Origin of the sequence: Paraburkholderia phymatum (assembly GCF_040965635.1) — a bacterium.
Classification (GTDB): Bacteria; Pseudomonadota; Gammaproteobacteria; order Burkholderiales; family Burkholderiaceae; genus Paraburkholderia; species Paraburkholderia phymatum_B.
In genome coordinates this window covers 1-26,617 of record NZ_JBFRCH010000038.1, presented here as the reverse complement: position 1 = coordinate 26,617, position 26,617 = coordinate 1, and the positions used below count along the sequence as shown (strand labels likewise).

The 26,617-nt window shown below is 64.7% G+C and carries 27 protein-coding genes; 12 read left to right on the top strand and 15 right to left on the bottom strand.

Features of this window, described 5'->3' with window-relative positions; genetic code table 11:
• Positions 1-100 precede the first annotated feature (100 nt).
• The 4 genes from AB4Y32_RS34455 (at position 101) to AB4Y32_RS34440 (ending at position 4,265) form a co-directional block, all read left to right on the top strand.
• Entirely contained in the window at positions 101-1,288 is a 1,188-nt protein-coding gene (locus AB4Y32_RS34455; protein WP_368725589.1) for a glycine betaine/L-proline ABC transporter ATP-binding protein, read from the top strand.
• Positions 1,281-2,186 (top strand): choline ABC transporter permease subunit, encoded by a 906-nt coding sequence (gene choW / locus AB4Y32_RS34450; RefSeq protein WP_368725588.1) that lies wholly within the window; start codon positions 1,281-1,283, stop codon positions 2,184-2,186. The genes AB4Y32_RS34455 and choW overlap by 8 nt, the downstream gene beginning before the upstream one ends.
• Positions 2,187-2,321: 135 nt before the next feature.
• Positions 2,322-3,299, top strand: coding sequence for a GlxA family transcriptional regulator (locus AB4Y32_RS34445; RefSeq protein WP_368725587.1), 978 nt, complete (start codon positions 2,322-2,324; stop codon positions 3,297-3,299).
• A gap of 24 nt (positions 3,300-3,323) precedes the next feature.
• The gene (locus AB4Y32_RS34440) at positions 3,324-4,265 is read left to right on the top strand and encodes a choline ABC transporter substrate-binding protein (RefSeq protein ID WP_368725586.1); all 942 of its coding nucleotides are present in this window, start codon (positions 3,324-3,326) and stop codon (positions 4,263-4,265) included.
• A gap of 62 nt (positions 4,266-4,327) precedes the next feature.
• Here AB4Y32_RS34440 and AB4Y32_RS34435 read toward each other — a convergent pair whose 3' ends face one another.
• From AB4Y32_RS34435 to AB4Y32_RS34410, 6 genes are all read right to left on the bottom strand, one after another.
• The gene (locus AB4Y32_RS34435) at positions 4,328-5,470 is read right to left on the bottom strand and encodes a CmpA/NrtA family ABC transporter substrate-binding protein (RefSeq protein ID WP_368725585.1); all 1,143 of its coding nucleotides are present in this window, start codon (positions 5,468-5,470) and stop codon (positions 4,328-4,330) included.
• A gap of 10 nt (positions 5,471-5,480) precedes the next feature.
• On the bottom strand, positions 5,481-6,056 hold the full coding sequence (locus tag AB4Y32_RS34430; protein WP_368725584.1) for an ANTAR domain-containing response regulator: 576 nt from the start codon (positions 6,054-6,056) through the stop codon (positions 5,481-5,483).
• A gap of 77 nt (positions 6,057-6,133) precedes the next feature.
• Entirely contained in the window at positions 6,134-8,827 is a 2,694-nt protein-coding gene (locus AB4Y32_RS34425) for a nitrate reductase (RefSeq protein WP_368725583.1), read from the bottom strand.
• Positions 8,828-8,854: 27 nt separating this feature from the next.
• Positions 8,855-9,184 (bottom strand): nitrite reductase small subunit NirD, encoded by a 330-nt coding sequence (gene nirD, locus AB4Y32_RS34420; protein ID WP_368725582.1) that lies wholly within the window; start codon positions 9,182-9,184, stop codon positions 8,855-8,857.
• A gap of 33 nt (positions 9,185-9,217) precedes the next feature.
• Complete coding sequence (gene nirB / locus AB4Y32_RS34415; protein ID WP_368725581.1) at positions 9,218-11,650, bottom strand: nitrite reductase large subunit NirB; 2,433 nt, start codon at positions 11,648-11,650, stop codon at positions 9,218-9,220.
• Between the two features lie 415 nt (positions 11,651-12,065).
• Positions 12,066-13,322 carry a cyanate transporter gene (locus tag AB4Y32_RS34410; RefSeq protein ID WP_368725580.1) on the bottom strand — a complete coding sequence of 419 codons (1,257 nt, stop codon included), beginning with the start codon at positions 13,320-13,322 and terminating at the stop codon, positions 12,066-12,068.
• A 221-nt stretch (positions 13,323-13,543) separates the two neighbouring features.
• On the opposite strand from AB4Y32_RS34410, the gene AB4Y32_RS34405 reads away from it, so the two are divergent.
• Positions 13,544-14,251, top strand: coding sequence for a GntR family transcriptional regulator (locus AB4Y32_RS34405; RefSeq protein ID WP_368725579.1), 708 nt, complete (start codon positions 13,544-13,546; stop codon positions 14,249-14,251).
• 164 nt (positions 14,252-14,415) lie between these two features.
• On the opposite strand, the gene infA is transcribed toward AB4Y32_RS34405, so the two are convergent.
• The 3 genes from infA to AB4Y32_RS34390 form a co-directional block, all read right to left on the bottom strand.
• The gene (gene infA, locus AB4Y32_RS34400) at positions 14,416-14,679 is read right to left on the bottom strand and encodes a translation initiation factor IF-1 (RefSeq protein ID WP_087739287.1); all 264 of its coding nucleotides are present in this window, start codon (positions 14,677-14,679) and stop codon (positions 14,416-14,418) included.
• A 127-nt stretch (positions 14,680-14,806) separates the two neighbouring features.
• Positions 14,807-15,082 (bottom strand): hypothetical protein, encoded by a 276-nt coding sequence (locus AB4Y32_RS34395; protein ID WP_368725578.1) that lies wholly within the window; start codon positions 15,080-15,082, stop codon positions 14,807-14,809.
• A 565-nt stretch (positions 15,083-15,647) separates the two neighbouring features.
• Positions 15,648-15,839, bottom strand: coding sequence for a hypothetical protein (locus tag AB4Y32_RS34390; protein WP_368725577.1), 192 nt, complete (start codon positions 15,837-15,839; stop codon positions 15,648-15,650).
• Between the two features lie 268 nt (positions 15,840-16,107).
• On the opposite strand from AB4Y32_RS34390, the gene AB4Y32_RS34385 reads away from it, so the two are divergent.
• Positions 16,108-16,518, top strand: a complete 411-nt coding sequence (locus tag AB4Y32_RS34385) for a hypothetical protein (RefSeq protein WP_368725576.1) — start codon at positions 16,108-16,110, stop codon at positions 16,516-16,518.
• A 28-nt stretch (positions 16,519-16,546) separates the two neighbouring features.
• Here AB4Y32_RS34385 and AB4Y32_RS34380 read toward each other — a convergent pair whose 3' ends face one another.
• Positions 16,547-17,116 carry a histidine phosphatase family protein gene (locus tag AB4Y32_RS34380; RefSeq protein WP_368725575.1) on the bottom strand — a complete coding sequence of 190 codons (570 nt, stop codon included), beginning with the start codon at positions 17,114-17,116 and terminating at the stop codon, positions 16,547-16,549.
• Between the two features lie 234 nt (positions 17,117-17,350).
• On the opposite strand from AB4Y32_RS34380, the gene AB4Y32_RS34375 reads away from it, so the two are divergent.
• Both AB4Y32_RS34375 and AB4Y32_RS34370 read left to right on the top strand, forming a co-directional pair.
• The gene (locus tag AB4Y32_RS34375) at positions 17,351-17,578 is read left to right on the top strand and encodes a CbtB domain-containing protein (protein ID WP_368725574.1); all 228 of its coding nucleotides are present in this window, start codon (positions 17,351-17,353) and stop codon (positions 17,576-17,578) included.
• Between the two features lie 32 nt (positions 17,579-17,610).
• The gene (locus AB4Y32_RS34370) at positions 17,611-18,366 is read left to right on the top strand and encodes a CbtA family protein (protein ID WP_368725573.1); all 756 of its coding nucleotides are present in this window, start codon (positions 17,611-17,613) and stop codon (positions 18,364-18,366) included.
• Between the two features lie 4 nt (positions 18,367-18,370).
• Here the strand turns inward: AB4Y32_RS34370 and AB4Y32_RS34365 are convergent, their stop codons facing one another.
• Positions 18,371-19,327: a LysR substrate-binding domain-containing protein gene (locus AB4Y32_RS34365; protein WP_368725572.1), complete on the bottom strand. Its 957-nt coding sequence runs from the start codon at positions 19,325-19,327 to the stop codon at positions 18,371-18,373.
• Positions 19,328-19,439: 112 nt separating this feature from the next.
• Between AB4Y32_RS34365 and AB4Y32_RS34360 the strand changes: the two genes are divergently transcribed.
• Positions 19,440-20,390: an AEC family transporter gene (locus tag AB4Y32_RS34360; protein WP_368725571.1), complete on the top strand. Its 951-nt coding sequence runs from the start codon at positions 19,440-19,442 to the stop codon at positions 20,388-20,390.
• A 15-nt stretch (positions 20,391-20,405) separates the two neighbouring features.
• Here the strand turns inward: AB4Y32_RS34360 and AB4Y32_RS34355 are convergent, their stop codons facing one another.
• The gene (locus tag AB4Y32_RS34355; protein WP_368725570.1) at positions 20,406-21,650 is read right to left on the bottom strand and encodes an NAD(P)/FAD-dependent oxidoreductase; all 1,245 of its coding nucleotides are present in this window, start codon (positions 21,648-21,650) and stop codon (positions 20,406-20,408) included.
• A 115-nt stretch (positions 21,651-21,765) separates the two neighbouring features.
• On the bottom strand, positions 21,766-22,542 hold the full coding sequence (locus AB4Y32_RS34350; protein ID WP_368725569.1) for an ABC transporter substrate-binding protein: 777 nt from the start codon (positions 22,540-22,542) through the stop codon (positions 21,766-21,768).
• Between the two features lie 320 nt (positions 22,543-22,862).
• Between AB4Y32_RS34350 and AB4Y32_RS34345 the strand changes: the two genes are divergently transcribed.
• The 3 genes from AB4Y32_RS34345 (at position 22,863) to AB4Y32_RS34335 (ending at position 24,840) form a co-directional block, all read left to right on the top strand.
• Complete coding sequence (locus tag AB4Y32_RS34345; RefSeq protein WP_368725568.1) at positions 22,863-23,828, top strand: ornithine cyclodeaminase family protein; 966 nt, start codon at positions 22,863-22,865, stop codon at positions 23,826-23,828.
• A gap of 106 nt (positions 23,829-23,934) precedes the next feature.
• Positions 23,935-24,579 carry a transcriptional regulator gene (locus AB4Y32_RS34340; protein WP_368725567.1) on the top strand — a complete coding sequence of 215 codons (645 nt, stop codon included), beginning with the start codon at positions 23,935-23,937 and terminating at the stop codon, positions 24,577-24,579.
• Positions 24,580-24,636: 57 nt separating this feature from the next.
• Complete coding sequence (locus tag AB4Y32_RS34335; protein WP_368725566.1) at positions 24,637-24,840, top strand: DUF1653 domain-containing protein; 204 nt, start codon at positions 24,637-24,639, stop codon at positions 24,838-24,840.
• A 53-nt stretch (positions 24,841-24,893) separates the two neighbouring features.
• Here AB4Y32_RS34335 and AB4Y32_RS34330 read toward each other — a convergent pair whose 3' ends face one another.
• Both AB4Y32_RS34330 and AB4Y32_RS34325 read right to left on the bottom strand, forming a co-directional pair.
• Complete coding sequence (locus AB4Y32_RS34330; RefSeq protein WP_368725565.1) at positions 24,894-25,241, bottom strand: 2Fe-2S iron-sulfur cluster-binding protein; 348 nt, start codon at positions 25,239-25,241, stop codon at positions 24,894-24,896.
• 5 nt (positions 25,242-25,246) lie between these two features.
• Positions 25,247-26,383 carry a VIT1/CCC1 transporter family protein gene (locus AB4Y32_RS34325; protein WP_368725564.1) on the bottom strand — a complete coding sequence of 379 codons (1,137 nt, stop codon included), beginning with the start codon at positions 26,381-26,383 and terminating at the stop codon, positions 25,247-25,249.
• Positions 26,384-26,617 lie beyond the last annotated feature (234 nt).

Below are 26,617 nucleotides of genomic sequence, written 5' to 3'. Positions count from 1 at the left end.
CAAGCGTCTGTCGCAATTAGTCGGCTAGGCGGGGTTTTTTCTGGCAACTATGTAGTCACACTGTGCGGGCCGGCGCCTGCACCACGAGGAGACGGACTCAATGAAATCCCCAAAGGTCGTGGTCGAAGGTTTATGTAAGGTTTTCGGGCCCAACCCGAAAATGGCTCAGGACATGCTCTCGCGAGGCGCGTCGAAAGACGAGGTGTTCGCCAAAACGGGGCATGTCGTGGGCGTTCACAATGCGTCCTTCGACGTACAGGAAGGCGAGATTTTCGTGTTGATGGGCCTGTCGGGTTCCGGCAAGTCCACGCTGATCCGTCTCATCAACCGGCTCGTCGAACCGACGGCCGGCAAGGTCATCATCGATGGTCGCGATGTGGCGGCCATCAAGCGGTCCGAGCTGACGTCGCTGCGCCGCACCGACATGAGCATGGTGTTCCAGTCGTTCGCGCTGATGCCGCAACGCACGGTGCTGGCGAATGCCGCGTTCGGTCTCGAAGTGGCGGGCATGGGGCGCAAGGAGCGCGAGAAGCGCGCGCTCGACGTGCTCGAGCAGGTGGGCCTCGCGACGTTCGCGGGCAAGCTGCCGGCGGAGTTGTCGGGCGGCATGCAGCAGCGCGTGGGTCTTGCCCGTGCGCTCGCGGTGAACCCGTCGCTGATGATCATGGACGAAGCGTTCTCCGCGCTCGATCCGTTGAAGCGCAAGGAGATGCAGAACGTGCTGCTGGAACTGCAAAAGAACCAGCGCCGCACGATCCTGTTCGTGTCGCACGATCTGGAAGAGGCGCTGCGCATCGGCAGCCGCATCGCGATCATGGAGGGCGGCCGCGTGGTGCAGATCGGCACGCCGCAAGACATCATCGCGAATCCCGCCGACGACTACGTGCGCGCGTTCTTCGAAGGCGTCGATACGAGCCGCTATCTGACGGCAGGCGATCTGATGCAGGCGAACGGCGTGCCCATCGTGCGCGATCTGGACCAGACGAGCGTCGCCGAGTCGTTGAACGGCAGCGCGGAATACGCGTTCGTGCTGGACGCCGAGCGGCGCATCCGCGGCTTCGTCACGCGCGATGGGATGAGTAACGTGAGTAACGGGAACGGGACAGCGTCGCTCAGGAAGATCGAATGCATTTCGCGCGGCGCGCCGCTCGAACATGTCGTGTCGCGCGTGTGCGCGAGCACGACCGCGCTGCCTGTGGTCGACGACGAAGACCGCTATTGCGGTTCCGTCGATCAGGCGGCTGTTCTGAAAGTCATTACTCGCAATCGAGGTGGTGCCCATGTCTGAGATCATTCCACTCGGCCGTTGGGTCGACCAGTCCGTTCACTATCTGCTCGACCACGACGCGAGCACGTTCGATTCGATCGGCAAGGCGATCGAGAGCTTCGCCGCAATGATCGAACATGGCCTGCAGGCCATTCCGATGTGGGCATTGATGGCGTTCTTCATCGCGATCGGCTTATGGCGCGTGGGCTGGCGCTTCGCGATATTCGCCACCGCTTCGCTGTTGCTGATCTACGCGACAGGCTTCTGGGACCAGACGGTCATCACATTGGGCCTCACGCTGTCGTCGACGCTGATCAGCCTCGTCTTCGGCATTCCGCTCGGCATCTGGGCCGCGAAGAACAAGCATGTGCAGATGATCGTGCGCCCGATTCTCGATCTGATGCAGACGATGCCCGCCTTCGTCTACCTGATCCCTGCCGCGATGCTGTTCGGCCTTGGCCGCGTGCCCGGCATTCTTTCCACCGTGATCTTCGCCATGCCGCCCGCCGTGCGTCTTACGAGCTTGGGCATCAAGCACGTGAACCGCGAAATCGTCGAAGCAGGGCAGGCGTTCGGATGCACGCCGTGGCAGCTGCTCTACAAGGTGCAGTTCCCGAACGCGCTGCCGTCGATCATGCAGGGCGTGAACCAGACGATCATGATGGCGCTGTCGATGGTGATCATCGCGTCGATGGTGGGCGCGGGCGGTCTCGGCAACGACGTGCTCGCGAGCATTCAGCGCCTCGATATCGGCCTCGGATTCGAAAGCGGTCTGTCCGTCGTGCTGCTCGCAATCATTCTGGACCGCATCACCGAGAGCTTCGGCCGCTCGCCCGGCACGTCTGTCGCGCCGCGTTTCGCCGGACTGCGCAGCGTGATGCGCGTGCGCCGCGAACAGGCGGTGGTCGCGCAAAGCTAAATCGCTGTCGTATCGGACACTGGCGCCAAATCTCCGGCGCGCCTGCAATACAACCAATAAGTGGTCGTCACGCGAGAGCCTCAGGGCTCTCGCGGTGGCCGAACACATTCTTCTTTGTGCATCACGGAGCGCAACGTGACGTCTACCAGGGCCGAAGCGGCGTTGTCGAATCTTGCGCATGTGGGCTTTCTGACGTTGCCCAGTTTTTCGATGATCGCGTTCACGAGCGCGGTCGAAGTGCTGCGAATGGCGAACTATGTGTCGCGCGCGCAGCACTATCGCTGGTCGGTCCTCACGCATGACGGCGTGCCCGTGCGGGCAAGCAATGGCATGACCGTCAAGCCAACCAGCTCGCTCGAAGAAGCGGGCATGCCCGATGTGCTGATCGTCTGCGGCGGCACGCAGATCCGCAATGCCGTGGATGCGAACATCAGGACCATGCTCGCGGACGTCGCCGCGCAAGGCGTGCCGTTGGGCGGCATCTGCACGGGCGCGTATGCGCTGATGGCGGCGGGACTGCTCGACGGATATAGCTGCGCGGTGCATTGGGAAGATATGTCGGTGCTGCACAAGGAATATCCGCACGTGCGCTTCGCCGACGAACTGTTCGTGATCGATCGAGACCGCTTGACCTGCACGGGCGGCACTGCGCCACTCGACCTGATGCTGAATCTCGTCAGTGGCCGCTTTGGACAGAACCTCGCGGCGCAGGTGTCGGAGCAGTTCATTCTCGAACGCATCCGCAGCGCAAGCGATCCGCAGCCGATACCCGTCGATGCGCGCGTCGGCTTTTCGCGCGCCGAGCTGATCGAAGTCGTGCGGCTGATGGAAGCGAATATCGAAGAGCCTCTGTCGCTCGAAGAACTCGCGCGGCTCGTGCAGCTGTCGCAACGTCATTTGCAGCGCATGTTCAAGGTCTATCTGAGCGTGTCGCCGACCCACTACTACCTGTCGCTGCGTTTGCGGCGTGCGCGCGATCTGCTGCGCACGACGGACGCATCGATTGCACGCGTGACGGCCGTGTGCGGTTTTCATTCGCCGTGTCATTTCAGCAAGGCCTATCGTGCGCAGTTCGGTCATGCGCCGAGCGTCGAACGTCGTCAGGCGAGCTAGCAAAATTATCCCGAGGAGAATGCAATGAAACGCAAGCTGATGATGGCGGCTGCCCTGCTGGGCACGGCCGCCGCGACCGCGCACGCCGCCGATCCCGCCGTGTGCCGCAACGTCCGTTTCGCCGACGTCGGCTGGACCGACATCGCCGCGACGACGGGTCTCGCGTCGACGATCTTCCAGGGACTCGGCTACAACCCGACGAAAACGATTGCGTCGGTGCCGATCACGTTCGCGGGCATCAAGAGCAAGCAGATCGACGTATTCCTCGGCTACTGGGCGCCGACGATGGACCCGATCATCCAGCCGTTCGTGAAGGCAGGCTCGATCAAGGTGCTCGCGACGCCGAACCTGACGGGCGCGAAATACACGCTCGCCGTGCCGGACTATGTGTACAACGGCGGCCTGAAGAACTTCAACGACATTCAGAAGTACGCGGACAAACTCGACGGCAAGGTCTACGGCATCGAGCCGGGCAACGACGGCAATGCGCTGATCAAGAAGATGATCGACGGCAACCAGTACGGACTCGGCAAGTTCAAGCTGGTCGAGTCGAGCGAGGCGGGCATGCTGGTCGAAGTGAACCGCGCGATCCGCGAGAAGAAGTGGATCGTGTTCCTCGGCTGGGAGCCGCATCCGATGAACGTGCAGATGAAGATCGATTATCTTGCCGGCGGCGACGATGTATTCGGGCCGAACTACGGCGAGGCGAAAGTCTTTACGGCCACGCCGCCCGATTATGCGCAGCGTTGCCCGAATGCGGCGAAGCTCGTGTCGAACCTGCAGTTCACGACGTCGATCGAGAATCACGTGATGGTCCCGATCATGAACAAGGAAGACGCGAACAAGGCCGCGCTCGCGTGGCTGAAGGCGAATCCGCAAGCGCTGGATAAATGGCTCGCGGGCGTGCAGACGATCGATGGGAAGGATGGGTTGCCGGCTGTGAAGGCTTATATCGCGGCGCATTGAGTCTCCGCGGCGTTGGGCTCCGGCGTGCCGCGATTCACGTCGGAGCGCAGTCAAAGCATGCTTCACGCCCTGATCGCGAATCCCTTCACATACGCCTCATCGGCAATGCCGTTCCATTCGCGTCGATCGATCAACAGCGAAGAGGGCGATCGCGCAGGGACATTCACGCCCACAATCGAGGCTGCCTTGCGATACAACTCCGTCTGGTTGACCTCGCTAGCAATCTTTGAAAAATCCCCACGCCAGTCCGTCATTCGCCAGCGCGCAAATTGCGCAAGGAACCACGCGCCCTCTGACGGATGCGGGTAATTCACCGCACCGTCTTCGAAGAACTGCACGGGATGGCGCTTCTCATCCGAACCTGCCCTGAGCAAGCGCGCCGTGATCGAATCAGCAGACACGCCGACGAACTCATCGGCAGCGAGCCAGCGCGCGATCTCCACGCGATGCTCGTCATCGTCGAGCCAGCGGCACGCTTCGAGCATCGTTTGCACGAGCGCACGCGCGGTGTTCGGGCAGCGCGTGACGAAATCGCGCCGGCTCGCGAGCACTTTCTCCGGATGATCGGGCCACACTTCGCTCGTCGCCGCAATCGTTCTGCCGACGCCTCGCTCCTGCGCGACGGCATTCCACGGCTCGCCGACACACAGCCCGTCGAGCCGGTCCTGTGCGAGCGCATCGACCATCTGCGGCGGCGGGATGACCACGCTTTCGATATCGCGCAACGGATGCACGCCTTGCGACGCGAGCCAGTAATACAGCCACATCGCGTGCGTGCCCGTCGGGAAAGTCTGCGCGAAAACGGGCTTGCGGCCGAGCGTCGAGAGCGCGGCGGGCAGCGTCTTGTGTTCGTCGAGCGCGGCGGCGAGGCGCTTCGATACCGTGATGCCCTGGCCGTTGCGGTTGAGCACCATCAGCACGGCCATATCGGTTTGCGGTCCGCCGAGGCCGAGCTGCACGCCATACACAAGTCCGTAAAGCGCATGCGCGGCATCGAGATCGCCGGACAGCAGCTTGTCGCGGATCGCGGCCCACGACGGCTGCTTCAGCAGTTCGATCGTGAGCCCGTGCGCGTGGCCGAATTCGAGCAGCTTCGCGGCGACGAGCGGCGCGGCATCGCTGAGCGCGACGAAGCCCAGGCGCAAGTGAGTTTTCTCGAGCTTGCCCGTTTCGTCGGACGAGGGAATGTGTGAGGAGGTGTTCATGGGCAGCGCTTCAATCTGGCGAGCCGGCTGCGGCGACGATCTGGCGCGCGACCTCGACGAGCTTCACGCCCTGATTCATCGCGCGCTTGCGCATCGTCGCGTAGGCGGCGTGTTCGGTCATCTTCTGCGAGTCCATCAGCAGGCGTTTCGCGCGGTCGATCAGCTTGCGCTCGGCGAGTTCGTTCTCGGCCTGCGCAAGCCGCTCGCGCAGTTGCGACTCCTGCGCGAAGCGCGCGAGCGCGACTTCGAGTATCGGCGCAAGACGCTCCGTCGCGAGCCCTTCGACGAGATACGCGGTAACGCCCGCGCTGACGGCGTCGCGAATCAGCTGCTGGTTCGCGTCGTTGCTGAACATCAGCACGGGGCGCGGCGCCGTCGCGTTCATCACGGCAAGCTGTTCGAGCGTATCGCGCGACGGCGATTCGGTGTCGATGATGATGACGTCCGGCCGTTCGCTTTCGACGGTCTTGTGCAGCGCTTGCGGCGAGGCCGTGGCGGCGAGCATGTCATAGCCGAGCCGCGCGAGCACGTCGCGCAACTCGCCGATCGGCTTGTCGGTATCGGTTACGAGCAAAACGCGCAGCATGGATGGCACGGCATCGAGTGGTGTGGTTCAAGCGGATTCATTGCGTCGGATGGCGGGTTGGGTTCTGCCCTGCGCTTTCAACTGGCGACAGCAGCAGTCTCGCACATTCGCTTCAGTTCCGGCACACACGACCCGCACACCGTGCCGCAACCGAGCGCCGCTTTCAGTTCGGGCACCGTTGCGCCGTGCGCGATCGCCTCGTTGATGCGCGATTCCTTCACCTGCTTGCAACTGCACACGACACGATCGCGCGGCGCGGCATGCTGGCGTTGCGCGGAGAACGCGGCGAAGCGCGGGCCGAGCCACGGCTGTGCGGCGCGCAGTTGCTCCATCAGCGTGTCGCCGTTCGCGACATCGCCCGCGAGCACGAAGCCGTCGATCACGTTGTCGCGCCAGATCACGCGCTTGTCCGTTTGACGCCGTGCATCGCGGTACTCGAGCGTGTCGTCGCCCTTGGGCAGATCGAGCGCCGCGTAGACGCGTTCGAGCCAGCCTTGCGGCGCCTCGGCGTGAGCGGCGCGCAGCACGATCAGATCGCCTTCCTCGAACGACACCGATGCATACGCGCATTCCGCGAGCAGCGGCTGCACGGCGGCGTGCAGCGCGAGCGTATCGCCTCGGCGCGCGGCGATCACGCGCCAGGGCAGTTCGGCGCGTTCGATGCGCACGGCCGCATGCTTCAGTTCTGGCTGCTTCGAATGCGGATCGACGGCGCCGTGCGTCGTTTCGTTGATGCCGCCGCTGGCGAGGAACTGGCCGTTCCAGTGCATCGGCGCGTACACGGTGCCAGACGGCACGTCGACGGAAAGCTGCAAGGGCAGCACGAGCGCGCCTCGGCGGCTCGCGATCCGCACGAGGTCGCCTTCGCTCAGGCCACGCCGCGTGGCATCCGCTCGTTGCATCGTGAGCGCGGGTTCAGGCGCATGCGAGAACAACTTGCCGACGCGCCCCGTGCGGCTCATGCCGTGCCACTGGTCGCGCAGCCGGCCCGTGGTCAGGCGGAACGGATAGCGCGCGTTGACGGCATCGGCGACGCCCAGATACGGCGTCGCGTGAAAGCGCGCCTTGCCGTTGTCGGTCGCGAACACGCCGCGCGTATAGCGGCGCGCTTCGCCTTCCTTCGCATCGGCGCGATAGGGCCATTGCTGCGGACCCGCTTCGTCGAGCAGCGCGTAGCTGATGCCCGTGATGTCGAGATCGCGGCCCTGCGTCAGCGTGCGATGCTCGTCGAAGATTGATTGAGTCGATGCATAGCCGAACAGCGTCGAGCCTGAATCCGCGATGCGCTTTTCGATGCGCTGCGCGATTTCGTTGGCGATCCACCAGTCGGGCTTCGCGTCGCCGGCGGGCTCGACGGCGGCGCGCACGCGCGAAATGCGGCGCTCCGAATTCGTGACCGTGCCCGACTTCTCGCCCCATGTCGCGGCGGGCAGCACGACGTCCGCGAACGGAACGGTGTCGGTCTGCATGACCGCTTCCTGCACGACGACGAACTCCGCTTTCCTCAATGCCTCGCGCACCTTCGCGATATCAGGCATCGAATGAGCGGGGTTCGTGCACGCGATCCACACGGCCTTGATCTTGCCGCTGCGCATCGCCTCAAACATCTCGACAGCGGGCAGGCCGGGGCGATCGGACAGGCGCGCGGCGTCGGCGAGGCCCCAGAGCTTCGCCACTTCGACGCGATGCGCGGCGTTGCCGATGTCGCGATGCGCGGCCAGCATCGTCGCCATGCCGCCGACTTCGCGGCCGCCCATCGCGTTTGGCTGACCCGTCAGCGAAAATGGGCCCGCGCCGCGTTTGCCGATCTGACGTGTCGCGAGATGCAGATTGATCAGCGCGAGGTTCTTGTCGGTGCCGTGGCTCGACTGGTTCAGGCCCATGCAGTAGAGCGACAGCGCGGCATCGCTCGCGCCGAACCACTCGGCTGCCTGCATCAGGTCGTGTTCGGCGATGCCGCACAGTTCGGCCGCAGCGCGCGGCGTGAACTCGCGCACGAGACGCTTCAATGCATCGAAGCCTTCCGTATGACGCTCGATGTAATCGCGATCGATGAGCCCTTCCCAGATCAGGTGATGCAGCATGCCGTTGAAAAGCGCGACATCGGTGCCCGGCTGTATCTGCAGATGCAGGTCCGCCATCGACGCCGTATCGGTGCGGCGCGGATCGACGACGATCCAGCGCACGGCCGGGTTTTTCGCCTTCGCTTCTTCGAGCCGTCGAAACAGCACGGGATGCGCCCACGCCATGTTGCTGCCCGCGAACAGCACGGTCTGCGCATGTTCGAGATCGTCGTAGCAGGTGGGCGGGCCGTCCGCGCCGAGCGCCATCTTGTACGCGGCGACGGCGCTCGACATGCACAGCCGCGAATTCGTATCGATGTTGTTCGTGCCGATCAAGCCCTTCGCGAGCTTGTTGAACACGTAATAGTCTTCCGTCAGCAACTGGCCCGACACATAGAACGCGACGGCGTCCGGACCATGCCGTTCGATCACGTCGGCGAAGCGCGCGGCGACGTGATCGAGCGCATCGTTCCATTCGACGGGGCGGCGTTGTTCCGCGCGATGGATGCGCATTTCAGGGCGCAGCGCGCGGCCTGTCTGGCTCTGCGCCGTCGACGCGAGCGCGAGCCCCTTGCTGCACAGCCTGCCGAAATTCGCGGGATGCTCGGGGTCGCCCTGAACGTCCGTGATGCGCCCGTTCTCCGCTTCGATCAGCACGCCACAGCCGACGCCGCAATAGCAGCAGGTGGATCGGGTAACGGTTTTCATCGTGACTCCATGTTGCCGCGACGACACTCAGTCAAGGGCCAGCCACACTGCGCCGTCGCTGTCGACGCGCACGGGGAAATGACGCGCGCAGCCTTCGTCGGGCGCTTTCGCGGTGCCGCTCGCGAGATCGATATTCCACGCGTGCAGCGGGCACGTGACCGTCTCGCCGTGCACGATGCCTTGCGACAGCGCGCCGCCCTTGTGCGGGCAATGGTCGAGCAGCGCGAACACGTTGTCGGTGGCCGTGCGGAAGATCGCGACATTGCCGCCGTCGCGTTCGAGCACGCGGCTGCCCAGGCGCGGAATATCGGCGACGTCGCACACGCGCGTCCAGGAGTGAGTGACCTTCATGTCCATGGGTTTGTCCTTTGCGTTGTGCTGTGCCGCGTATCAGGCGACGACCTTGAGCGGAATGTATTCGTGCTTCTGTTTGCCGCTGATGCGCGCTTCCCACGGATCGGGCAAGCCTTCGAGCGAATAGAGCAGGCGTTCGTACAGCGCCTTGCGATTCGCCGCATCGTCGACCACTTTCTGCTTCACGTAGTCGAGCCCGACGCGTGCGATGTAATGCACCGTGCGATCGAGGTAATACGCTTCCTCGCGATACAGTTGCAGGAACGCGCCCGTGTATTCCTTCACTTCGTCGGCCGTCTTCACCTTCGCGAGAAACTGCGCGACTTCCGTCTTGATGCCGCCGTTGCCGCCCACGTACAGTTCCCAGCCGCTGTCGACGGCGATCACGCCCACATCCTTGATGCCCGCTTCCGCGCAGTTGCGCGGACACCCGGACACGGCGAGCTTCACCTTGTGCGGCGACCACATGTTCGCGAGCATCGTTTCCAGATCGATGCCCATCTGCGTGCTGTTCTGCGTGCCGAAGCGGCAGAACTCGCTGCCCACGCAGGTCTTTACAGTGCGGATCGACTTGCCGTATGCGTGGCCCGACTTCATGCCGAGGTCCTTCCAGACGTTCGGCAAGTCTTCTTTCTTCACGCCGAGCAGGTCGATGCGCTGGCCACCCGTCACCTTGACCATCGGCACGTTGTATTTGTCCGCGACATCGGCGATGCGGCGCAATTCCGCCGGGTTCGTCACGCCGCCCTTCATCTGCGGGATGACGGAGAACGTGTTGTCCTTCTGAATGTTCGCGTGCACGCGTTCGTTGACGAAGCGGCTTTGCGGATCGTCGACGGCTTCGCGCGGCCAGGTCGACAGCAGGTAATAGTTGATCGCTGGGCGGCACGTTGCGCAGCCGTTCGGCGTGCGCCATTCGAGGAAGTCGTACACGTCGCGATGCGTGAGCAGATGCTGGTCGCGGATTGCCTTGCGCACTTCGCCGTGATTGCGGTCCGTGCACGCGCAAATGGCCTTCGTTTTAGGGGTTTCCTGAAAGTCGGAGCCGACGGTGCTCATCAGGATCTGCTCGACGAGACCCGTGCACGAGCCGCATGAGCTCGCGGCCTTCGTGTGCTTCTTCACGTCGTCGATGGTGAAGAGACCTTTTTCGGTGATCGCCTTGACGATGGTGCCCTTGCATACGCCGTTGCAGCCGCACACTTCGTCGCTGTCGGCCATCGCGGCGGCGCGGCTCTGGCCTTGCACGCCCGCATCGCCGACGCTCGATTCTCCGAACATGATGTGATCGCGCAGCTCGCCGAGCTTGCGGCCTTCGCGCAGCAGCTTGAAGTACCACGCGCCGTCGGCGGTATCGCCATAGAGGCACGCGCCGACGAGCTGATCGTCCTTGATCACGAGCTTCTTGTAGACGCCGCCCGATGGGTCCGACAGCACGATTTCCTCGGTGCCTTCGGTGCCCATGAAGTCGCCGGCCGAGAAGAGATCGATGCCCGTGACCTTGAGCTTGGTCGACATCACCGAGCCTTTGTAGCTGCCGATGCCCATCAGCGCGAGGTGATTCGCGCACACCTTCGCCTGCTCGAAGAGGGGCGCGACGAGACCATACGCGATGCCGCGATGGCTCACGCATTCGCCGACGGCATAGATGCGCGGATCGTACGTTTGCAGCGCATCGCTCACGACGATGCCGCGATTGCAATAGAGGCCTGCCGCTTCCGCGAGCGAGGTGTTCGGACGAATGCCCGCTGCCATCACGACGAGATCGGTCGCGAGCGTATCGCCGTTCTTGAAGCGCACGCCCGTCACTTCGCCCGCTTCGTTGCCGATGATTTCCGTCGTCGCCGTGCTCAACTGAAAGTCGAGGCCGCGCGCTTCGAGCGAGCGTTGCAGCAGCTTGCCCGCCGTCGCGTCGAGCTGGCGTTCGAGCAGCGTGTCGGCGAGATGCACGACGGTCACGTCCATGCCGCGCAGCTTCAGACCGTTCGCCGCCTCGAGCCCGAGCAGCCCGCCGCCGATCACCACCGCGCGCTTTTTCACGGCAGCCGTATCGATCATCGCTTGCGTGTCGTAGATATCCCGATACGTGATCACGCCTTTGAGCGTGTTGCCGGGGATGGGCAGGATGAAGGGCGTCGAGCCCGTCGCGATCAGCAGGCGGTCATAGTGCGCCTCGGTGCCGTCGCTCGCGACGACCATGCGGCGCACGCGGTCGATGCGCTCGACCGTCTTGCCCATGTGCAGCGTGATGTCGTTCTCTTCGTACCATTCGAGCGGATTGAGAACGATGTCGTTGAACGTCTGCTCGCCCGCGAGCACGGGCGAGAGAAGAATGCGGTTGTAGTTCGGATGCGGCTCGGCGCCGAAGACGGTGATGTCGTAATGGTCGGGCGCGATCGTCAGCAACTCTTCGAGCGTGCGGATGCCGGCCATGCCATTGCCGATGACGACGAGTCGGGGTTTGCTCATGATCGATGTTCTGTCGTGGATCGCGCCGGGGTGCGTTGCCCGATGCGACGAACGTCGAACGTCATTGCCCGACCGATTATGGCTCTCTACGGCTCTCTGTTCTCTCGCGCGATGCAGCGCGCGGGAGGGTGCCGCGTTGCCAGATTCCTGCGTGGCCGCGCTTTCCGGTCGCCGCCACTCGTGCCGCCTTGCGCCCTTGCAAGTAGCGCTCACCTATTCGCAACTTGCATGCCATCAGGCAGCAATGGCTGGGAGGCTTGCTGGACAAGGCTTCGCGGATTGGTCAGCGATTTCTTGTATTGCACCGCAGCAGTGCGCGACGTGGCACGCTGCACTCATTTAGCGCGGGCAAGCGCACTGACGGCGCGCGCGTCGTGTTGTGTGCGCATTGTGTTTTGTGCGTGAAGCGGGCGCGTTATCGCGGCCCGAGCCATCGCTTGTAGGTGCGCGGCGAGAACGCGAAGGTCAGCGCGATCATCGCGGCGATGCAGACCGCGAGCATGATCCACGCGGCAGAGAAGCTGCCCGTCAGATCGCGCAGACGCCCCGCGGCCACGGGCGAAATCGCCGCAACGATAAAGCCGATGCCCTGCACGAACGCGACGAGCCGCCCCGCGATGCGGTGATCGTCGGCGTGATCGAGGGCGGTCACGAGCGTCAGCGAGAACGTTCCGCCGAGTCCGGCGCCGGCGATTGCGATCCACGCGAGCGGCGCATCGTCGGGAAACGCGAGCAAGCCGACGATGCCGAGCAACTGCGCCGACAGACCCGCGACGAGCCACGGCCTGCGGTCGCGGAACGACGAAGCGACGAGCGGCAGCAGCAACGCGGATGCGGCCTGGAACACGGTCATCGCCGCGAGCAGCGAGCCGCTGTGCGCGACGCTCGTGCCGCGCTGCTGATAGTAAGCGGGCAGCCAGGCGACGAGCGTCGTGTACCCGCCGTTGACGAGGCCGAAGTGCAGCCCGAGCGACCACGCGCGGCGCTTGCGCCACATCGCGACGTGTGGCGCGCGGGACAGCGGGTCCGCTGCACGCACGGCGCGAGCATCGCCCGACGCCGAACGATGCAGCACGAGCCAGCATGCGCAGGCGAGCGCGGCGGGCGCGGCCCAGACGGCGAGACCGGCCTGCCACGAATCGAACGCTCGCGCGATGAAGGGGCTCAGGCTCGCGCCGAGGCCGCCGCCGCCCATGATCGATGCGGAGAACAGGCCCATCGCAAGCGGCACGCGCGCATGAAAGCGCTGCTTCATCACACCGGGCAGCAGCGCCTGAATGGCCGCGACGCCGATGCCGGCGAGCAGCGCCGTCATCAGCAAGGCCACGCCGCTCGATGCGGTAAAGCGCGCGCCACACGCAAGCGCGATGCCCAGCAGCCCCAGCGCGACGCCGCGCGTCTCGCCGACGATGCGCGTGAGCATGCCCGCGCCGAGCGCGCCGAATCCCATCGCGACGACAGGCAGGCTCGTCAGAAGCGATGCACCGGAAAAGCTCAGGCCCGTGGCGGCGCGAATCGTCGCCATCAACGGACTGACGGACGTCAGCAGCGGCCGCAGATTGAGGCCGATCGCGACGATCGCGGCAAGCCAGATCCCGTCGCTCCACGATAGGCCCGTGGCTGCCTTGGGGCGAGAAATCTGCGTGGTGTCGATGCCGGGAGTCTGGTTCACTGGAATGCCTCGCAAGAGAAGCGTGGATTTTGGTCAACCATGATAGCTTAAAATGGTTAACCATTTTTCCGTGAGCCGATATGGCCGGTATTTGCACCGGCATCGTCCGATGTGGATGCAGCCGCGCGCGCCGATGGCTACAATACGGCCGCTTCAGGTGCTTTTTTCTGCCGCTGCCTGCGCGGCTCGTGCCTGGCTACATCCGCTTACCTCACGTCACCATGGCCTCACGCCCGAAAACTCCGCCATCCGCCGCCGACGACGACAACGTCGAAGAACGCATCTACGCGTCGATCACGAAGGCACTGCTCGAAGGCCGTCTGCGCCCGGGCGCGCAACTCGTCGAGCGCGATCTCGCAGCCGCGTTCGGTTGCACGCGCGGTGCGCTGCGTAAGGTGCTCGCGCGGCTCGGATTCGAAGGCAAGCTCGTGCTCGAAGCGAATCGCGGCGCGTTCGTGCCGTCGCCGTCGGAGAGCGACGTGCGGCAGGTCTACCGCGCGCGGCAGATCGTCGAGGCGGGCATCGTCACGGCGCTATGCGGCGCGTTGTCGGCGCAGGACAGGCGTCTGCTGAAGGCGCATGTCGCGAGTGAGAAGAAGGTCTTGAAGCAAGGGCGCGTGGACGAGCAGGTGCGCCTTGCCGGGCAGTTTCATGTGCTGCTCACGCAGATCGCGGGCGGCGCCGAGTTGCAGGGCTTCGTCGCGCAACTGGTTGCGAAGACGGAGTTGTACAAGGCGCTCTACGATCCGTCGAAGGGCACGACCTGTTCCGCCGATGAGCACGCGCAACTCGTCGAGGCGCTCGACAGCGGCGATCTGCCTGCCGCGCTCGAAGCAATGCGTGTACATCTCGCGGAGCTGGAAGAGCGCGTCGTGACGCGCATGCAGACGGGCGCGAGCGACGATATGAGCGCCGTATTCCGCGCGTGAGCGGGAGGGAGGTGTTGCGCGCGATACGTTGCCTGTATTGCCGGCGCATCATCAACGCAGCGTCGACGCACCATGCGCATGCATCGTGCGCCAAAGCGTTGTCAGCGTCCGGCCGTGTCGGGCGCGACGCGCGTGAGTGAATGAGGAAACGATGAGAGAGGACGTCAGCGGCGGCGCATGGGTGCGCTGCGCGGTGCGCTGCTGCGCTCGTCCTTGTGGCGGAAGTTGATGCGCCCTTTGGTCAGGTCGTAGACGGACAGCTCGAGCGTCACGCGGTCGCCCGCGAGGATACGGATGTGATTCTTGCGCATGCGGCCCGACGCATACGCGCCCACGACGACGCCGTTATCCAGCGTCACGCGATAGCGGCTATCGGGCAGCACTTCGTCGACAATGCCGTCCAGTTCAATGAGGTCTTCTTTCGCCATGCAAACTCCTGGTCGATGAGGGAAGGGAGCTGCGCGCGGCGCGCAGCGTGTCTTGCGCGGCAGCCCTTACGCTGTCGCGGTGATGCGTGTGAAGCAGCGGGAACGCGCCTTGGGTGGCGCGCGTGCGTCAGAGATCGGAAACGGATTGACCGTCGACCCGACCGTCGATCACCTGCGCCGCATGTTCCATGCAGGCCATGCGCGCCTTGCCCGCGCCTTCGAACGGCCGGAACTGCGCGATGCGGAACACCCGGCCTTCGTCGGCGGCACTCGCGCCGACGCGGCAGATGCGCACCGACGCGTCGTAACCGCCGTCGATCGAATTGCGATTGGTCACGCCGCTCGCCGTGCGGCGCGGATAGACGAGCGGATGAATTTCATAGCCCTTGTAGGTCTTGACCATATGCGTACTCCTGTCGTGCGGGCTGCCGGCGCGCGCAATGGACGAGCGATGCGCGACGAACGGGGCAACCGGCGGCGCGGCAATATGAGCGCGCCGCAATGGAAAAATGTTGGCGTGAGCCGTAAGCGCTGACTCGAACGCAGCCGCGATACACGCGGAACCATGGAGAACACTACGTTGATGCCGCGAAGGCACCGGACGCATGACGAATGTCACCCTGTTTGGTATTGGCGCGTAGCGCGTTGCCGGAGTGACGGGGACCGCCGACGCCTGCCGCCTGTTTTTATTGCGGTGGCTGAACGGCTGCGATGTAACACGATTGGCTCAACGATTCGTGCAACCTGACGCAACGCGATGAAGACGTTTGAACAACATTGAAACGTTGCGATCAGGCAGATCGCCAGATTATGCCGGCGAGTTACTGCAATGCACATATTATGCCCTAAAAACAGGCCTCTGTGTAGCGCAGGCTTTCTTGGGCCGGCATCTGTCAGGCAAAGCGGATCAAGCGGCGGCCTCAGCGCACGCGATGGTCGGGCTATTGCGCGTCTTGGGTCCTGCGCTTTCACAGCTCGCGCGCCGCGGCGAGGGGCATTCGCGCGTGGTCCCATTTCGCGATCCATTCGATCTCCTTCGACGTGAAGATCTGGCCGTGATTGCGCAGCGCAGATCGCAGCGAATCGATGATGCGATTGCGGATGATCCCGGGTATGCGTGCATCGTCGAGCACGGTACGAAACGCTTCGAGCGTAGCCATCGGTTGCCTCTTGTCGGTGGATGCTTTTGAAGGACTCGACCCTTATCGCAAGTCAAAATGTGCAGTGCCATGCGGTCCAGATTCGCGCGCGTGCATGACGCGCGATTTGCGCACGCGCACGAGATGTTGGATACGACCCTTCGTATGGCGCTCGATCTCCGATCAAATCCCCGGAACGAAGTCCAGCACTTTAAGCTCGAAATCTGCGTTCTCAACACTCATGCTCAAGCCGGATCAATCTGATGCCCCAGGCGACACGAGGCACTTCATGACATTCAGAACGATTGCGCCCCTCGCGCTATGGACGGTCGCTCAACTGTCGGTCGCGGCGACGGGCGATGCATCCTGCGGCGTGCTGTCGGGCGCGAGCGGCGGCGCGGCCGCGTCGGGCGCATCGAGCGTCACGGCGGCGAGCGGCTTTGCATTGCGCAACGGCGAGCCCGTCGATTTCATCGCAGGCGGCAAGACGGTGCGCGGCACGCTGCATGTGATGTCGGATGACGGCGTCTATCGCGCGTACTGGCAGCCGCAAGGCCGCCCCGAACGCTATGTGCTCGCGAATGCGAGCCCGGATGCCGTGCGCCTGATCGCGATGCCGGTGCAAGGCACGCCTGCCACGAGCGGCATGCCCGGCACGACCGTCAATGCGCAGCAGGTGTTGTCGTGCCCGGCCTTATGAGCTTTACGGGGTCTATGAGTTTATGTGCTTACGAGCGCTGCGCGGGCCACCAGGTCCAGTCGCGCTCGCCGCGCTGCAATTCGACGATCGAAAGCGGCGCGATCTCGATCCGCGCAAACGCATCGGTTGGCGCATGCAGCACATGCAGCAGCGCCGCACGGATCACGGGCGCGTGCGTGATCGCGAGTGCGATGCCGTCGCGCTCGAATGCGCCGAGCCAGCGGCCCACACGCAGCATCAGCGCATCGAACGATTCGCCGCCATGCGGGGCCGCCGACGGATCGCGCATCCATGCAGCGAGTGCTTCGGGCTCTTCGTTTGCAAGGTCGCTCAGACGTCGGCCACGCCATCGGCCATAGTCGATATCGGCCAGCTCCGGCGCGATGGCGGCGTCGAGCCCGAGCGCCTGTGCGGTTTCGAGCGCGCACGCAGCGGGGCTGCTCAGCGCAGTATCGGCGTTCAACAGCATACCGTTCGACGCGCGAAAGCGCGCCGTGTCGGCGATGGCGCGCGCGTCGAGCCGTTCGTCGGCGGGGAATGCGCCTTTGCGCTGTGCGGCCGTCGCCGGGTGGCTGATCAACAACAGGCGTGTGCGCATGGCGGGCTCTTATCCAGGGAACGGGAAGAAAATGAAAATCGTCCGCGAGTTTAACGCGTAGAATAGACGCCACTCGAAGCGCGGAAGCCGGTGCAAGCCCGGCGCGGTCGCGCCACTGTAATCGGTAGTGAATGCGTACACAGACATGCAGTACACAAGCCGGAAGCCAGACCCAAGCTTCGACTTCATCCTCAATCGACTATCGGGGCGCGCAACCCCAAGGAGATGTCCGTCATGAACGACGCCGTTCTCGACCACGCCGGTCAATCCGTCCAACCCGCCCAACCCACGCCGATCCCGCTGCGCGAACTGCTGCCGTGGGTGATCTTCGGCGGGCTGCTGTTGCTGCTCATGTTGTATTTCATCGGCGCCGAACAGGGCGCGACTTCGCTGATTCCCGGCATGTATGTGCATGAGTTCGTGCACGACGGCCGCCATCTGCTCGGCTTTCCTTGCCATTGATCGGTCATTGATCGCATAGGGGAGTCGTCACCATGGCTGGGAAGCTGTTGATGCGAGGAATGCTCGCAGGCATCGTCGCGGGCCTGCTCACGTTCGCGTTCGCGCGCGTCGCGGGCGAGCCGCTGGTCGATACGGCAATCTCGCTCGAAGAAAAGATGCATGCGGCACACGATCACGGCGACGCGCACGAAGAAGAACTCGTCAGTCGCGGCACGCAGGCGGGCTTAGGCTTGCTGACGGGCATCGTCGCGTATGGCATGGCGTTCGGCGGGCTGTTCGCGCTGACCTTCGCGTATCTGCATGGCCGCGTGGGCAACCTCGGCGCGCGCGCGTTGTCGGCATGGCTCGCGCTCGGCGCCTTCGTCGCCGTCGTGCTCGTGCCGACCATCAAGTATCCGGCGAATCCGCCTTCCGTCGGCGACCCGGACACGATCGGCATGCGCACCGGGCTCTTCTTTCTGATGATCGTCACGTCGCTCGTCGTGATGGTGTTCGCGATGAAGGTCCGCAAGCATCTGTTGGCGCGGCTCGGGGAGTGGAACGCGTCGATCGTGGGCGGCATCGTGTTCGTGGCGATCATCGCTGCGATCCAGATCGCGCTGCCGACCGTCAACGAAGTGCCCGAAGCGTTCCCGGCCGTCATGCTGTGGAAGTTCCGCGTGACGGCGCTCGGCATGCAGGCGCTCATGTGGGCGACCATCGGCCTGCTGTTCGGCGCGATGGTCGAGCGCAGCGAACGCATTGCGCGCGCGTCGGACACGGCGGCGCGCAAGTCAGCTTATCCGTAACGGGTCATCGCCGCGTCCGCGCACGAACGCGCGGGCGCGCTCCGGTGTCCTTTCCGCTTCCTTTCCCGCTGCTTTTCCCGCTTCCCTTCCGTTCGACCGCCATCGCCAGAAACCGCGCAAGACACGGATTGCGGTTCGACGGCGACCACACGAGCAGTTGGGAGATCGTCGGCGCATCGACGAGTGGCGTGAACACCACGCCCGGCAGTTGCGCCTTGCGCATCGACTCAGGCACGAGCGCGATGCCCACGCCTTCGTCGACGAGACTCAGCACCGTCTGTTGCAACTGCACCTCGAAGCGCACATCGGGCGTGAAGCCGCCTTGCAGGCAATGATCGACGATGGTCGCGCGCAGGCTCGGCGCAACGGCCTCCGATGCCATCACGAACGGCTCGCGCGCGAGCTGCGCGATCTTCAGATGCCGTGCGCGAGCGAGAGCATGATCGCGCGATAGCGCGACGCACAGCGGCTCGGTGAAGATCGTCCGCGTGTCGAGCCCCTTGTCGGGCGCGCCCGGAAACATGATCGCCGCGTCGATCTGCGCATTGAGCACCTGCGATGCGAGATCGTTGGACACGACTTCGCGCAGATTCAGCGTGACGTCGGGATGCGCGCTGCCATAGGCGCGCGCATAGGCGGGCAGCACGCTGTGCGCCGCGCACATCGTGAAGCCGATGGTCAACTGGCCCGTATCGCCGACGGACGCCGCGCGCGCATTCTTTGCGGCCTGTTCGATCGACGCGAGGATCGCTTTCGCGTCGGCATAAAAGCGCTCGCCCGCGGCCGTCAGCGTGACGCTGCGCGGAGTGCGCTCGATCAGCGTGACGCCGAGCGACGCTTCCAGCGACGCGAGTTGCCGGCTGAGCGGCGGTTGCGACAGGTGGAGGCGGGCAGCCGCGCGGCCGAAGTGCAGCGTCTGCGCGAGCGTGACGAAATAGCGAAGCGGCTTGACGTCGAGCATGATGCAGAAAAGGTATCGTCGATGGTTTGATTCGGTATTGGATTGTATCGGGGTAAACGGCTTACGCTTGCACGTCTCCGCTTTTGGACATTTCTGCGCGCCGTCACTCTTCATGCTGTCCACGCTCGAAATCCTGCTGCCCGTGTTCGCGCTGATCTTCGCGGGCTTCTTTTGCCGCCGTCGCAACCTGCTCGGGCCGGCGGCCGCTTCCGAACTGAATCGCTTCGTCGTATGGCTCGCGCTGCCCGCGCTGCTGTTCGACACGATGGCTCACTCGACGTGGCGGCAGCTCGATCAGCCCGCATTCATCGCGACGTTTTCGATTGCATGCGCGGGTGTGTTCGTCGTCGTGCTGATCGCGCGCCTTGCGAGCGGGCGGAATCTCGCGGATGCGAGCGTCGATGCGATCGCGGCGTCGTATCCGAATACGGGCTACATCGGTTTTCCGCTCGGACTGCTCGCGTTCGGCAAGGCGAGCCTCACGCCGACGACGATCGCCACGATCCTCGTCGCGTGCGTGCTGTTCGCGCTCGCGATCGTGCTGATCGAAGCAGGCTTGCAGACGGAGCGCACGCCGCACAAGCTCGGCGCGAAAGTGCTGTGGCGGCTGATGAAGAATCCGCTGATCGCATCGCCGATCATGGGCGTGCTGTTCGCGAGCGCGGGTGTGAGCTTGCCGCAGAGCGCCGGGTCGTTCCTCAAGCTGTTGAGCGGTGCCGCGAGTCCTTGCGCGCTGGTGAGCCTCGGGCTCTTTCTCGCGGAAAGGCGTCCGGCGGCGGAGGGCTCGTCCGGGTCCGTCACGTCGCTCGTGCTGACGGCCATCAAGCTGATCGCGCAGCCCGCGCTCGCATGGTGGATCGCCGCGCGTGTCTTTTCGCTGCCCGCGCACGTCGTGGATATGGCCGTGCTGCTCGCCGCGCTGCCGACGGGCACGGGCCCCTACATGCTCGCCGAGTTCTACGGGCGCGAGGCGCGCATCACGTCGCAGACCATTTTGCTGTCGACGCTGGGCTCGCTGGTTTCGTTGTCGCTCTTGCTGTTCTATCTGCGCGCGCCGGGTTGAGGTGGCGCGCGAAGCCTAGCAAAAGCGTTCCGCGCGATAGGGCTTCGGATCGGTGAAGGGCGTCTCGCCCGTCATCATCTCCGCGAGCATGCGGCCCGTGACGGGCCCGAGTGTCAGCCCATGATGGTTGTGCCCGAACGCGAACCACAGGCCGCGATGGCGCGGCGCAGGGCCGATCACGGGGCGCATGTCCGGCGTGCAGGGCCGCATGCCGAGCCACGGCTTGTCGTCGACGCGTTCGCCGAGGCCGAACGTCGCGCGCGCGAGCGGCTCGACGCGTTCGAGCTGGATGCCCGTCGGCGGCGCGCCACGCTGCGCGATCTCGACGCCCGTGGTCAGGCGCAGTTGGTTGCCTTCCATCGGCGCGACCACGTAGCCGCGTTCCGTATCGACGATGGGCACCGACAGCATCTGCCGCGCGGGACGATAGTGCATGTGATAGCCGCGCTTCGCGCGCAGCGGAATGCGATAGCCGAGCGGGCCGAACACGGTGTCGGACCACGGCCCGAGCGCGAGCACGACTTCCTTCGCGCTGATCGCACCGTGTTGCGTGTCGACGGTCCACGCATCGCCTGACGAACGCAAGGTCGTCGCGTCGCCGGTGACGAACGTGCCGCCTTCTGCTTCGAAAAGCCGTGCGTACGCTTTGACGAGCGCGCCCGGATTCTTCACGCTCTTCGGGTCCTTCCAGTGCAGCGCGCCGCAGAGGCCTTCGCCGATACCGGGCTCCTGCGCGCGCAGCGCGGCCGCGTCGAGCACGCTCACGCGCAGGCCGTGCTCGCGGATCGCGTCTTCCGACGCCCTCGCTTCGTTGTCGAATTCGGCGCGCGTGCGGAACGCCTCGATCCAGCCGCCGTCGTGCACCAGCTCGCCGACGCCCGCGCGCGCGATCAGCCGGTCATGTTCCTCGACGCATGCGCCGATCAGCGGCAGCATGTCGTGCGCGGCGCCCGCGAGCCGCTGTGGGGCCGATTCCCACCAGAAGCGCGCGAGCCACGTCGCGTAAGAGGGCAACGCCTTGTAGTCCCAGTAGAGATCCGTCGACTGGTTGCGCGCGTAGCGCAGCAGCGTGCCGAGCTTGCGCGGAAAGCCGTACGGCACGATCGACGAGCGCTCGATCAGGCCCGCGTTGCCGAAGCTCGTCTCTTCGCCGGGCGCGCGCCGGTCGACGAGCGCAACGCGCCGTCCGCGATCCTGCAGATGCAGCGCCGACGATACGCCGACAATTCCCGCTCCCAGCACGATGACGTCGAAATCCATAGCGATCAGAGTGGTCTTTGATGTGATGTGTGATGAAGCACAAAGCGCAACGAGCGCGTGTCGCCACGCGCTCGCCTGTGGAAGCCGGATCGGCCGGCTTCCGCTCGAAAGCCTATCACTTCGCGATGATGTCGCGCTTGAAGTATTTCTGCGAGAGCGCCGTCAGCGTGCCGTCCTTTTTGAGCGCGTCGAGCGCGGCGTCGACCTTCGCCTGCAACGCCTTGTCGCCCTTGCGCAGGCCGAAGCCCGTGCCTTCGCCGAGCGTCGACGGATCTTTCAGCGGCTCGCCGACCATCTCGAAGCCCGCGCCTGCCGGCTTGCCCAGGAAGCCGTCCTGGGCCGTCTGCGCTTCCTGCACGGCGGCATCCAGCCGGCCGGCGACGAGATCCGCGTACACCTGGTCCTGATCCTGATACGACACGATCTGCACGCCCGCATTCGCCCAGTGCGCCTTGAGGAAGTCCTCCTGCGACGAGCCTTGCAGCACGCCGACGCGCTTGCCCTGCAAGCTCTTCACGTCGGGATGCAGGCTGGAGCCGTGCTTCGCGATCATCACGATGGGCACGACATAGATGGGCGGCGTGAACGCGATGCTTTCCTTGCGCTTGGTCGTGATGTTCATCGCCGAATTGATCACGTCGAACTTGCGCGCCTGCAGCGCGGGAATCAGGCCGTCGAACGCATTCTCGACCCACACGCATTTCATTTTCAGCTTCGCGCAGACCGCGTTGCCGACGTCGACATCGAAGCCTTCAAGCTGGCCGGATGCCGTCTTGCTTTCGAACGGAGGGTAGGCGGCTTCGATGCCGAAGCGCAGCGTATCGGATTGCGCGTGGGCGGCGCCTGCCGTCATTGCGAGGACGGCGGCGGCGAGAGAGAGCTTCAGGTTCATGACGGTTCCTGTCGTTGATGATCGGTGCGGACGCGGCAGGCGGCGCAGATGAAATATAGACGGAAAGTCCAGTATGGACTATAGGGAATACGATAGTCCAGTGATCAAAAATGCCCGCGCGCATCGCGCGGCGCCTTGCGGGAAGCGGAAGAGCGCCGCGAAAAGGCTCGTTGAGCGGCCTGATGGCGCTCGCAAAACGGGTGTCTCGACGGAGATTTTTTGTCCAGATTGGGAAAGTCTCAAGTAGACTATAAGTCTACGTTTGAACGGATCACCGTTCGCACCATACACATCACTCGCCGCTGAAGGAGACAGACCCGATGATGACCGCCTTGCCACTTGCCGTCGATGAACAGGCCGTCCGCGAAGCGTTGCCCGCGCTCGACGTGCGCGGCGCGCTGACTGCGATGTTCCGCGCGCTGGCTTGCGCCGACGCTGTGCAGCCGCCGCAGACGCTGACGCTGTTTCCGAACGATGCCGGCGACTTCATTACCTATCTTGGCGCGCTCGCCGACGCGAAAGTGTTCGGCGCGAAGCTCTCGCCGTATATCGTCACGGGCGGCAAGCCGATCATCACGGCGTGGACGGCGCTGATGTCGATGGAAACGGGCCAGCCATTGATGTGGTGCGACGCGGGCCTGCTGACGACGGAACGCACGGCGGGCACGACGGCGCTCGCCGTCGACCGGCTCGCGCGCGCCGATGCGACGCGGCTGGCGATCGTCGGCGCGGGCGCTGTCGCGCTCGCGCATCTGCGGCATGTCGCGCCGCTGCGCGCGTGGGAGTCGATTCGCGTCTGGTCGCCCGGTCTCGCGAACGACGACGCGAAGCGCGCCGCGTTCAGGGCCGCCGACGCGCGCGCCGCCGCAAGCACGAGCATCGAAGACTGCGTGAAGGATGCGGATGTCGTGATGCTGTGCACGTCGTCGGGCACGCCCGTTCTGCCGCGCGACGCATTGACGAAGCCCGCGCTGATCACGTCGATCAGCACGAACGCCGCCAACGCGCACGAAATCGATCCGGCGTGGCTGCCCGAGATGGACGTGTACTGCGACTATCGCGCGACGACACCCGGCAGCGCGGGCGAAATGAAGCTCGCCGCGCAGCACGGCTGGTCGCCGGAGACGCTGAAGGGCGATTTGCCGTCGCTCGTCGCGGGCACTTGCGGAAAGCCAGGCTATGAGCGGCACGCGTTCTTCCGCTCGATCGGCTTGGGGATCGAGGACGTCGCGATCGCCAGCGAACTCTACCGGCATCTGACGCGCGATCGGGCGCACGCACAATAGCTACAATGTCGATCAGCCGCCGCCGCGCGCCGTTCTTCCGTCGGGCACGCGCGGCATCACGACGAACACCGCAGAGAGACACTGCGAACACTGCCACTGCCCGCCGATGCGCAAGAAGAAAACGTCGCCCGTCAAGGACCTGCTGCTGACCCGCTATGCGCCCATTGCGGACGGTATCGCCGCGCTGTTCTTCCCGTACGCGGAAGTCGTGATCCACGATCTGCACGACCAGACGGTGCTGTATCTGGCGAACAATCTGTCGAAGCGGGAGATCGGCGACGATTCCGCGCTCGAAGAGATCGATCATTCGGCGCGCGAGCGCGTGATCGGCCCATACGAAAAGCTAAACTGGGACGGCCGCCGCATGCGCTGCGTGAGCAATATCCTGTTCGACGATAACGGGCAGCCGGCGGGCATGATGTGCATTAACTTCAACATCGCCGTGTTCGAAGACGTGCGCTCGACGCTCGATCTGTTCATCAAGGGCGCGGGCGTCGTCGCGCAGCCGGAAGAGCTGTTCCGAGACGACTGGCAGGAGCGCATCAACACGTTCCTGCACGCCTGGCTGCGCGAGCGGCAGATCGGCCTGAACGGCCTTACGCGCGAGCACCGGCGCGAACTGGTCGAAGCGCTGTATGCGGAAGGCGCGTTTCGCGGCAAGAGCTCGGCCAACTATGTCGCGAACGTGCTTGGCATGGGGCGTGCGACGGTTTATAAGCATCTGAAGCAGATGAAAGAGGGCGCGAGCTGACGGCGGTTGTGGCGCGCGGCCCGCGCTGCCTGATCCGTTCCAGACACTTTCGAGGACATGACCGTGACCGTGCGATATCGACACTACAAAGGCGGTATTTACGAATTCATCTGCGAAGCGACGCTCGAATCGGACCCGAGCATTACGATGATCGTCTATCGCGCCGAAAACGGCACCATCTGGACACGGCCGGCGTCGGTGTTCTTCGAGGTGATCGAGCACGAAGGCGATAAGGTTCCGCGGTTTTCGCCGATTAACTAGTGGTTTCCGCCTGGTGCGGCGAGTGTGCGCGATTCAGGGGCTGTTCGGACCTATCACCGCGATGCGGGCGTCGGCAGATCGGCAGCATCGGGCGCTTCGATCACGAGATCGCTCTGCGCGATAGCCACGCACGGCAGGATGTAGCCCTCCGCCTTTTCTTCGATGCTCACGCCCGGCCACTCGATCGTGTAGCGCACGCGGCCCGACGTCATCTTGCACAGGCAGGTCCGGCACGTGCCGTTGCGGCACATGCGCGGCAGATGAAGATTCGCGAAGCCTGCCGCTTCGAGCACGGTCAGCGATTCGGGCGCGTCGAACCTGCGGCCGAGCGGCTCGACGCGCACCGCGAAGGTTCGTTCATGTCGTTGCGGCCCGTCGCGGGACAAATCCTCGCTCGCCATCGTGCTCACGAAATCGACACGCCCAGCAACCTGCCGACGCCGAACGTGAAGGCCGCCGCGATGAGTCCGATCACGATCTGACGGAACGCCGAGAACGCGGCGCTGCGTCCGTTGAACAGCGACGTGAAGACGCCGACAGCCGCCAGCCCGAAGGCGCTCAGCGCGATGCACTGAAAGATGGCCGGCGTGCCGTGCGCCCACAGGAACGGCATCGCCGGAAAGATCGCGCCGAGCGAGAACAGGCAGAACGACACGCCCGCCGCCGTCCACGGATTGCCGCCCAGTTCGGCCGGATCGAGGCCCAGTTCTTCGCGCGCCAGCGTATCGAGCGCCTTGTTCCGGTCGCGCATCACCTGCTCGGCGACGCGTTTCGCCTCGCTCGCGTCGATCCCTTTCGACTGAAAGATCAGCGCCAGCTCGCGCTGCTCGGCTTCCGGCGTGTGCTCGATTTCGTCCGCTTCCTTCGCGATCTGCGTGCGCGCCAGCTCGCGCGCGTTCGTCACCGACAGCCACTCACCGAGCGCCATCGAGCACGCGCCCGCGATCAGCCCCGCAAGGCCCGTCAGCAGGATCGCCTTGTTGCCCGTTCCCGCGCCCGCGACGCCCATGATCAGGCAGAAGTTCGACACGAGGCCATCGTTCGCGCCGAGCACGGCCGCGCGCAGGTCGTTGCCCGAGGTCACGTTCTTGTGCCACGACTCGGCGGCGGCGATCTGTGCGCCGATGGACGGCGGCCGATCACTCCCTTTGACGTCTGCGACCATCTGCTGCATCACGGCCGCGTGATGCTGTTCGTCTTTAGACAGCTGCTCGGCGTCGGGTTGATTCGCGTACTTGTCGCGGTCCGCATATTCGGCGGCGGCGAGCGACGGCAGCACGTAGTTCGGCCCGAACGTGTGGATCAGGCCGCGCATCAGGTGTGTCTTGACGCTGTGCCGGTGCGGCGGCACGCGCACGCCGTTCGCATGGAGCTTGTCGGCCCACACGTTCGCGTGCACGCGCTCGGCGCTCGCGAGCTGGCTGAACAGCGTGCGGCGCCGCGGATCTTTTTCGACGCGCGACAGCGTCTCGTACAGCGCGGCGCTGTCGAGCTCGTCGGCGAGGTTCGTGCGATAGCGTTTGAGTTCGTGCCGGGAGGCCATCGATCGAGGCGCGGTCAGGGCCGGGCATTCGTGGGGTCAGGACGAAGCTTAACGCAGCGCGGCGCGTTGCGCTGCTTCAGGGGCAAGGAGCAAGAGGCAAGAGGCAAGAGGCAGGAGGCAGGAGGCAGGAGGCAGGAGGCAGGAGGCAGGAGGCAGGAGGCAGGAGGCAGGAGGCAGGAGGCAGGAGGCAGGAGGCAGGAGGCAGGAGGCAGGAGGCAGGAGGCAGGAGGCAGG